Source organism: Pseudanabaena sp. 'Roaring Creek', from assembly GCF_001402795.1.
GTDB lineage: Bacteria > Cyanobacteriota > Cyanobacteriia > Pseudanabaenales > Pseudanabaenaceae > Pseudanabaena.
Map to the genome: position 1 here is coordinate 1 of NZ_LIRE01000403.1, position 6,698 is coordinate 6,698.

At 42.9% G+C, this 6,698-nt stretch carries 14 protein-coding genes; 9 read left to right on the forward strand and 5 right to left on the reverse strand.

Going from position 1 to position 6,698, the window contains the following annotated elements; all coding sequences use genetic code 11:
* From AC805_RS13515 to AC805_RS13540, 6 genes are all read left to right on the forward strand, one after another.
* Positions 1 to 336, forward strand: a complete 336-nt coding sequence (locus AC805_RS13515; RefSeq protein WP_055075912.1) for a hypothetical protein — start codon at positions 1 to 3, stop codon at positions 334 to 336.
* Positions 337 to 427: 91 nt separating this feature from the next.
* Positions 428 to 1,048, forward strand: a complete 621-nt coding sequence (locus tag AC805_RS13520) for a thioredoxin family protein (RefSeq protein ID WP_055075913.1) — start codon at positions 428 to 430, stop codon at positions 1,046 to 1,048.
* Between the two features lie 11 nt (positions 1,049 to 1,059).
* Positions 1,060 to 1,767, forward strand: a complete 708-nt coding sequence (locus AC805_RS13525; protein ID WP_082429500.1) for a cytochrome c biogenesis CcdA family protein — start codon at positions 1,060 to 1,062, stop codon at positions 1,765 to 1,767.
* 106 nt (positions 1,768 to 1,873) lie between these two features.
* Positions 1,874 to 2,488, forward strand: coding sequence for a cytochrome b/b6 domain-containing protein (locus AC805_RS13530; protein WP_055075915.1), 615 nt, complete (start codon positions 1,874 to 1,876; stop codon positions 2,486 to 2,488).
* A gap of 52 nt (positions 2,489 to 2,540) precedes the next feature.
* A complete protein-coding gene (locus AC805_RS13535) occupies positions 2,541 to 3,299 on the forward strand; it encodes a molybdopterin-dependent oxidoreductase (RefSeq protein ID WP_055075916.1) in 759 nt (252 codons plus the stop codon).
* Positions 3,300 to 3,379: 80 nt separating this feature from the next.
* The gene (locus AC805_RS13540) at positions 3,380 to 4,474 is read left to right on the forward strand and encodes an adenylate/guanylate cyclase domain-containing protein (protein WP_055075917.1); all 1,095 of its coding nucleotides are present in this window, start codon (positions 3,380 to 3,382) and stop codon (positions 4,472 to 4,474) included.
* 56 nt (positions 4,475 to 4,530) lie between these two features.
* Here AC805_RS13540 and AC805_RS13545 read toward each other — a convergent pair whose 3' ends face one another.
* On the reverse strand, positions 4,531 to 4,719 hold the full coding sequence (locus tag AC805_RS13545; protein ID WP_055075918.1) for a CPXCG motif-containing cysteine-rich protein: 189 nt from the start codon (positions 4,717 to 4,719) through the stop codon (positions 4,531 to 4,533).
* A 46-nt stretch (positions 4,720 to 4,765) separates the two neighbouring features.
* Between AC805_RS13545 and AC805_RS27145 the strand changes: the two genes are divergently transcribed.
* Complete coding sequence (locus AC805_RS27145; protein ID WP_269433579.1) at positions 4,766 to 4,891, forward strand: hypothetical protein; 126 nt, start codon at positions 4,766 to 4,768, stop codon at positions 4,889 to 4,891.
* Between the two features lie 66 nt (positions 4,892 to 4,957).
* On the opposite strand, the gene AC805_RS13550 is transcribed toward AC805_RS27145, so the two are convergent.
* The gene (locus tag AC805_RS13550) at positions 4,958 to 5,164 is read right to left on the reverse strand and encodes a hypothetical protein (protein ID WP_055075923.1); all 207 of its coding nucleotides are present in this window, start codon (positions 5,162 to 5,164) and stop codon (positions 4,958 to 4,960) included.
* A gap of 7 nt (positions 5,165 to 5,171) precedes the next feature.
* On the reverse strand, positions 5,172 to 5,546 hold the full coding sequence (locus tag AC805_RS13555) for a GIY-YIG nuclease family protein (protein WP_055075919.1): 375 nt from the start codon (positions 5,544 to 5,546) through the stop codon (positions 5,172 to 5,174).
* A 23-nt stretch (positions 5,547 to 5,569) separates the two neighbouring features.
* Here AC805_RS13555 and AC805_RS13560 point away from each other — a divergent pair, with 23 nt between their 5' ends.
* Complete coding sequence (locus tag AC805_RS13560) at positions 5,570 to 5,905, forward strand: hypothetical protein (protein ID WP_055075920.1); 336 nt, start codon at positions 5,570 to 5,572, stop codon at positions 5,903 to 5,905.
* Here the strand turns inward: AC805_RS13560 and AC805_RS13565 are convergent.
* Positions 5,885 to 6,223, reverse strand: coding sequence for a type II toxin-antitoxin system PemK/MazF family toxin (locus AC805_RS13565; RefSeq protein WP_055075921.1), 339 nt, complete (start codon positions 6,221 to 6,223; stop codon positions 5,885 to 5,887). The genes AC805_RS13560 and AC805_RS13565 overlap by 21 nt on opposite strands.
* Positions 6,220 to 6,444: a hypothetical protein gene (locus tag AC805_RS13570; protein WP_055075922.1), complete on the reverse strand. Its 225-nt coding sequence runs from the start codon at positions 6,442 to 6,444 to the stop codon at positions 6,220 to 6,222. The genes AC805_RS13565 and AC805_RS13570 overlap by 4 nt, the downstream gene beginning before the upstream one ends.
* Before the next feature lie 20 nt (positions 6,445 to 6,464).
* On the opposite strand from AC805_RS13570, the gene AC805_RS13575 reads away from it, so the two are divergent.
* Positions 6,465 to 6,698, forward strand: a 234-nt coding sequence (locus tag AC805_RS13575) for a hypothetical protein (protein WP_156341407.1), incomplete at its 3' end; no start/stop codon positions are given.

A 6,698-nucleotide genomic window follows, 5' to 3' on the forward strand; every position in this document is an offset into this window, starting at 1 on the left:
ATGAAGGATAAGACTGGCGATGCCATGAAGAATGATGCCATGAAAGGCGATGCCATGAAGGATAAGACTAGCGATGCCATGAAGGATAGCAAGCCTGCTGATGCCATGAAAGGCGATGCCATGAAGGATAGCAAGCCTGCTGATGCCATGAAAGGCGATGCCATGAAGGATAGCAAGCCTGCTGATGCCATGAAAGGCGATGCCATGAAGGATAAGACTAGTGATGCCATGAAGGATGATGCCATGAAAGGCGGTGCCATGAAGGATAGCAAGCCTGCTGATGCGATGAAAGGCGATGCCATGAAGGATAGTAAGCCTGCTAATGCAAACCCTTAATCTCTCAAAACTCAGGTAAACATGATTTTCGAGTGTGAAACACTCGAAAATCACTAGAGATAGAACCAATTAAAATTGGAGAAAATTTACAATGAATAAAAACTTGTTGCGTCGTCGTCGTTTTTTAACCTATGTAGGGTTGGGAACATTAGGAATTGGTAGTGCTGCCTGCGCTACCCAATTCGGCTCTAGTTCTTCCCCTCAACAAATCACTTCCACTGCTTTGACAGACAATAAACCTAAATCTGAAGTTACTACTGTGGCTGTAAATAATACTTCTGGTCAAAAGTTACAAGAATTTCAAGGTATCTCTCAATGGCTGAACTCTAATCCTTTATCAATTCAAGATTTAAAGGGAAATATTGTGATGATTCAGTTCTGGACTTTTAGCTGTATTAATTGCCAGCGCACCCTACCCCATGTTACAGGATGGTACGATCGCTATGCCGCTAAAGGACTTAAGGTTATTGGTGTTCATACACCAGAATTTGCCTTTGAGAGGGATGCCAACAATATCAAGGATGCCATCCAAAAACATGGCATCCACTATCCCGTTCCCATTGACAACGAGTTTAAGACTTGGAGAGCCTACGGAAACGAGTACTGGCCGCATATTTATTTAGCCGATCGCCAAGGCAATATTGTCTACGACCACATTGGCGAAGGAGCCTACGATCTTACCGAACAGACTATCAAACAACTATTAGGATAGGAGCCAAGGGCATGATGCTCTCTCTTTCGCCGCTATCTATCGGATTAGCGCTCTTGGGTGGTTTGTTAACGGCTTTTTCACCATGCATCTTGCCGATTCTACCTATTATTGTCGGTAGATCGCTGCAAACGCATCGCTACGGACCATTTGCTTTGGTGTCTGGATTGATTAGTGGATTTGCGATCGCAGGGAGCCTGTTGGGAGTTGCGAGCAATTGGCTGACAGGATTCAGTAATTTTGCAAGAATTGTCGCGATCGTTTTTTTGCTGGGGCTGGGGTTGTTATCAATTTTTCCTCGGTGGAATTACCTTTTAGTAAGTAAGATATCCAGTAAATTTCCTGTTTTTAAGGTAAAAGAATCGACTGAGGTTAACTTATTTGCTGAATTTTGGTTGGGAACTCAATTAGGTCTTCTGTGGACTCCTTGCGCTGGTCCTGTATTAGGAAGTATTCTAATTTTAGCGGCAGCAAAACACGAGATTTTAACCTCGCTAATTTTGTTAATTGTCTATGGTTTGGGGACTGGTTTACCCATATTACTACTTGCCTATGCCAGTAGGTACTTTAGCAATTCATTTTTAAAACTGCGATCGCGCAGCCAACTTTTGCAAAAGATTGGTGGTGTATTGATATCTATTACCGCGATCGCTATTATTCTAGGATGGGATGTTAAATTACAACTTTGGTTGGCACCATTTTTCCCGCCATTGCCACTATGAATTCGATTTAACTGGTTTTTCTTCTTAAATCAAATTCAGCTTCATCAGATTCAATATATCAAGTCAGATTAATCAAGCCAGATAATTTTCTCACTCCCCTAAATCTATGAGCCCAAAATCTGCAAATCCAAAATCTGCTAATCCAAAATCCGCCCCTGCCCCTAAGCAGGCGATTTTTGTCAAAGCTTTCCATTCTATTAATCTCTTGGCGCTGATTTTCATGACTGCTAGCGGACTGCAAATTTATAATGCCAATCCAGTATTTGGCGGACGCACGGGATGGCGTTTTCCCAAGGAAATCCTTTTGGGGGGCTGGCTGGGGGCGGGAAGGAACTGGCACTTTGCCTCAATGTGGGTGTTTTCCATGAGTTTGCTCGTTTATGGAATCTATATTTTTATTACCCGCCGCTGGAAGCATAGGTTTGCCTCCGATAAAGATATTCAGGCATTACAAGCCAAAAATCCCAAACGCAAGAACTACGCATGGCATCGTCTTGCCTATACTGCGATCGTTCCCATTCTCCTTCTAGCAATACTTTCTGGTTTGTGCATGTATAAGCCCGTGCAGTTTGCATGGATTTCTGGTTTATTCGGAAGTTGGCAAAATCTTCGCATTGCCCATTTCTTGACGATTCCCATCGTTTTGATTTTTACTATCGTCCATATCTTTCTTTCCTTTAGGGTGGGTGGTTTGAGAATGATTCGTTCAATGTTTATTTAGTTAGCGCTCAGCACTACAAAACACACTAGGAGATCCCTTAAGGTTATTAAATATGCAATTCGATCGATATCCCCAACGCCGATTTTCGCGCCGCCAATTAATGCAATATGCTGGTCTGTCTGGCATGGGATTGTTTTTAGGAAGTTGTGGGGCTTCTAATTCTAGTTCGACTTCTATTTTTAAACCGCTCCATCAACAGACTACAAATGTAAGGGCTTTATTCGAGCCGCTCAATCAAGGGATTGAAGAGTTGATTTTTCAAGCCAAAAATCCCGCGCCAGAATATCCCCTCAGCGCGATCGAGCCTAATTCTTTGCTAATTAATTCCTTCGATACGACTCCCGCGATCGATCTGAATTCCTTTAAATTGGTAATCGATGGAGCTGTGAATAATCCCCTGCAATTGAACATGAATGACGTGCGAGCGTTACCCTTAATTTCGATGGTAATTCGCCATGTTTGCGTGGAGGGCTGGGCGGCGATCGTGCAGTGGGGTGGAGTGCGTCTGTACGATCTTGCTAAACTAGTGCAGCCAAAGGCGGGGGCGCGTTATGTCTATTTTGAGTCGGCAGATAATTACTACGAAAGTTGGGATATTGCCTCGGCTTTGCATCCTCAAACGATCCTTGCCTATCAGAAAAATGGTAATGATATTCCCGTTGAAAATGGTGCGCCTTTACGTTTGGCTTCCCCAATCAAACTAGGTTATAAGCAATCAAAATGGGTAACGCGAGTTACTTTCACCAATGAACTTCGCCAACGTCGAGGCTATTGGGTAGATGAAGGTTACGAGTGGTTTGCAGGGCTATAAGTTTGAGAAGATATTACGATTGGGACGCATCTAGTTGTAACTCATCAAATTCATTCCTTAGCAACAGGTAAAATGAAACTATGCTAGAAATCTTTAATTTATCTAAACATCACACCAATAACGCGATCGCCCAAGCTGTAAAATCTTTGAGTCAGTACGGAATAGGTTCGGTAGAGCAGGATCGCTTTATTGATTTTTTGCAAGATCGAGACGAACGGTTTCTCTTTCATGTCAATCCGCACCTAATTGCCGATCGCTTGCAACTTTCTGAGCGCGAAGCTTTAAACCTTTTAGTTATCGCATTAAAGGAAGGAATAGTCTCTCTTAATTGGGATATTCAATGTCCGAAATGTTTGAGAGTTGATTTAGCACCCAAGAAATTGGGGGATCTTAAAACTCTATCCACCTGCTCCTGTCTCGACTGTCGCCATACCCATCAGTCCGATGCCGATCAACAGGTGCGGGTTGCCTTTAGTATTGACCAACGTTTGCGATCGCTCTCACCAGAAGCTAACGATACCGCATTTCGCGAGCAAATCGATGCTAAGTACGGAGTGGTCTCAGGGCATCGTCTCTTGACCTTACAGATGTTTCGCGAACTATTTCCCCGCGAGACTATTCCTCCCAATGAGAGTTTATTGATTCGACAAGTTACCATTCTCTTTACCGATCTGGCTGGTTCAACGGCTCTCTACAATGAAAAGGGCGATCCCCAAGCCTATAGCCTCGTCCGCCAGCATTTTAATTTTCTATTTACCATCGTTGACGAACATAATGGAGCGGTGATTAAAACTATCGGCGATGCCATCATGGCAACATTTACTTCACCCGTTGACGGACTTAAAGCAGCGATCGCGATGCAAGCCAAAATGAGGGATTTCAATCGCAGCTTTGAATCTGAAGAGCAGCAGTTAATTCTTAAAGTGGGGGTACATACAGGACCTTGTATCTGCGTTAATCTCAACGATCGCTCGGATTACTTTGGGACGACTGTGAACACTGCGGCAAGGGTTCAAGGGTTGAGCAAAGGAAATGACATTGTTTTTACCGCATCTTCGCGAAGTCAGTCTTTTGCGATCGAGGACATAGATGGTTATTTTTATGAAGAGAGTTCGGTTATTTTAAAAGGATTAAGCGAACCGATATCTGTTTTTCGGATGAGTGCTACTCAATAAAGCCTAAAAGCATGTGCTGCCCTCTTCACGGGCGGCACAGATCCCAGCTTTATACCCTAACTTTCTGGTTCGCTATTAATTTCGATGCCGAGGGTGTCTTCGTCAATCTCAATATACAAAATATTTGGCTGACAGCAAACTTGACAGTCCTCCACGTACGACTGTTGCATTCCTCCACTAAAGTCAACAAATGTCGTATTAGTCTCTCCGCAAAAAGCGCAGATATATTCAGCAGTATCTTGCATAGTTCAAAATTTGATTATACTCTAAGCGATTCACTGCATAATTTGCATGTTTCTCAAAGTCCCCAGAGCGATCGCCCCTAGTCAGATATCAACAAACAGCGATCGCCCCTTCATCTCCCTACAACAAAGCGATCACATTCACCAAATATCAAAAACTGCGATCGCCCCATAATCTCCCCACAACAAAGCGATCGCCCCCAATCAAATATCAACAGCCAGCGATCGCCTGTTTTGTGGGTTAATATCCACGATTGGGTTTACAGTCGGAAAAACTTATGGATTCTGTATCCAAAAAACTTGCGATCGCCATCTCAAGTGTTGCTTCAATTGGATAATCTATTTCTTTGGCACGGGAAATAATTGCTGCTCTAATTCTCTCAGGTAGAAGTTTTAAAATAACTTCTGCATCCTTAGATGAGATTCGCTCTAACATTTCTACTTGCATAAATTTACTACTCCATTGGAATTTGGGCATTGTATGGAGGCTCAGTAGCACGAAGAATTATTGCCTCTAACTCCAATAGTAACTCAGGATTCCTTGAGTATGGGATTATTTCTGCGACAATACGCACGTCTTCATCTTTGTATTTATCAAGCCATGCCCACAGAAAGGCTTTATGTCCACCTTTAAAACGACTCCTTAAACTTTTGGTTTTGCCAATGTAAAGCCAACCTTCATACTTATGTCTGATTGCGTAAATGCCAGGGCGATCAGGAATATTGCTAAAATCACGACTTAAGGATTGGCATTCTTCAAAGGGAGTGAAGGAGATCGCATCTAAAATATTTTTTGCTTGTTGTTTTATTTCAGATGCGCTTAGTGTCATGAAAATCGGATTTTTAATGCTTTTTGGATTATTCTAACCCGCGATCGCCCCTAGTCAGATATCAACAAACAGCGATCGTCCCTTCATCTCCCCACCACAAAGCGATCGCCCCTAACCAAATATCAAAACAGCGATCGCCCTTTCATCGCTCTACCACAAAGCGATCGCCACCAATCAAAAATCAACAAAAAAGCGATCGCCCCTTCATCTCCCCACAAAACAAAGCGATCGCCCCAACCAAATATCAAATCAGCGATCGCCCTTTCATCGCTCTACCACAAAGCGATCGCCCCAACCAAGTATCAACAAACAGCGATCGCCGACATCCTCTCAAAAAATCATTCACCCAAATTGACTAGAGATAATTTGACACAATTTCTAATACCTTGACTATCTTGCTCCGATAACTTCCCAATGACAATCAAGTTAGCGGATGGAGGCAATGTCACAATAAAGCTACGAAAAACAGATGGAACTCTCAGTCCTGCTAATTGCCAATCTTGAAGTATATAATCTGTAACACATAAGTTTTTTGTCTGTGAGGTTATAAGCCCAACAATTACATCAGGACGATTTGCATGATATGTCTGTGAAGATAAAACGACTGCTGGACGACGCTTGATACCAGTAACAGCAGGAAAATCAACGGTCACTATATCGCCAGATTGAACTTTCACTCAGTTATCTCCTCATCTTCAATCAAAGCAGTCACCGCATATTGCATAGAAAAAGCAGTTAAGTCTAGTTGATCCTGCTCTGTCCAAGTGTCGCTATCATCAATAACTGTAGCTTCTTGTTTTACTAAGCCGTTGAGAATCAAAGTCGCTAACTGTAGTCTCTCAGTTGGTGGAAGATTTGAAATAACTTGTGTATAGATTTCCTGAACAGCTTTTGGCATAAGACATTTTTAATGACAGGATGTTAAATTACAAGACTACATACATTCTAATCCGCGATCGCCCAATCATCTCTCCAACCACAAAGCGATCGCCCCTAGTCAGATATCAACAAACAGCGATCGCCCCTTCATCTCCCTACAACAAAGCGATCGCTTTCACCAAATATCAAAAACTGCGATCGCCCCATAATCTCCCCAACCACAAAGCGATCGCCCCTTCATCTCCCCATCAAAAAGCGATCGCCTCCAATCAA

Excerpts from the sequence above, each read along its gene's own strand:
- AC805_RS27145 (WP_269433579.1), top strand. The coding sequence starts at position 4,766 with ATGTTTCTCAAAGTCCCCAGAGCGATCGCCCCTAGTCAGATATCAACA.
- AC805_RS13520 (WP_055075913.1), top strand. The coding sequence starts at position 428 with ATGAATAAAAACTTGTTGCGTCGTCGTCGTTTTTTAACCTATGTAGGG.
- AC805_RS13525 (WP_082429500.1), top strand. The coding sequence starts at position 1,060 with ATGATGCTCTCTCTTTCGCCGCTATCTATCGGATTAGCGCTCTTGGGT.
- AC805_RS13540 (WP_055075917.1), top strand. The coding sequence starts at position 3,380 with ATGCTAGAAATCTTTAATTTATCTAAACATCACACCAATAACGCGATC.
- AC805_RS13570 (WP_055075922.1), bottom strand. The coding sequence starts at position 6,444 with ATGCCAAAAGCTGTTCAGGAAATCTATACACAAGTTATTTCAAATCTT.
- AC805_RS13550 (WP_055075923.1), bottom strand. The coding sequence starts at position 5,164 with ATGCAAGTAGAAATGTTAGAGCGAATCTCATCTAAGGATGCAGAAGTT.
- AC805_RS13515 (WP_055075912.1), top strand. The coding sequence starts at position 1 with ATGAAGGATAAGACTGGCGATGCCATGAAGAATGATGCCATGAAAGGC.
- AC805_RS13555 (WP_055075919.1), bottom strand. The coding sequence starts at position 5,546 with ATGACACTAAGCGCATCTGAAATAAAACAACAAGCAAAAAATATTTTA.
- AC805_RS13535 (WP_055075916.1), top strand. The coding sequence starts at position 2,541 with ATGCAATTCGATCGATATCCCCAACGCCGATTTTCGCGCCGCCAATTA.
- AC805_RS13545 (WP_055075918.1), bottom strand. The coding sequence starts at position 4,719 with ATGCAAGATACTGCTGAATATATCTGCGCTTTTTGCGGAGAGACTAAT.
- AC805_RS13530 (WP_055075915.1), top strand. The coding sequence starts at position 1,874 with ATGAGCCCAAAATCTGCAAATCCAAAATCTGCTAATCCAAAATCCGCC.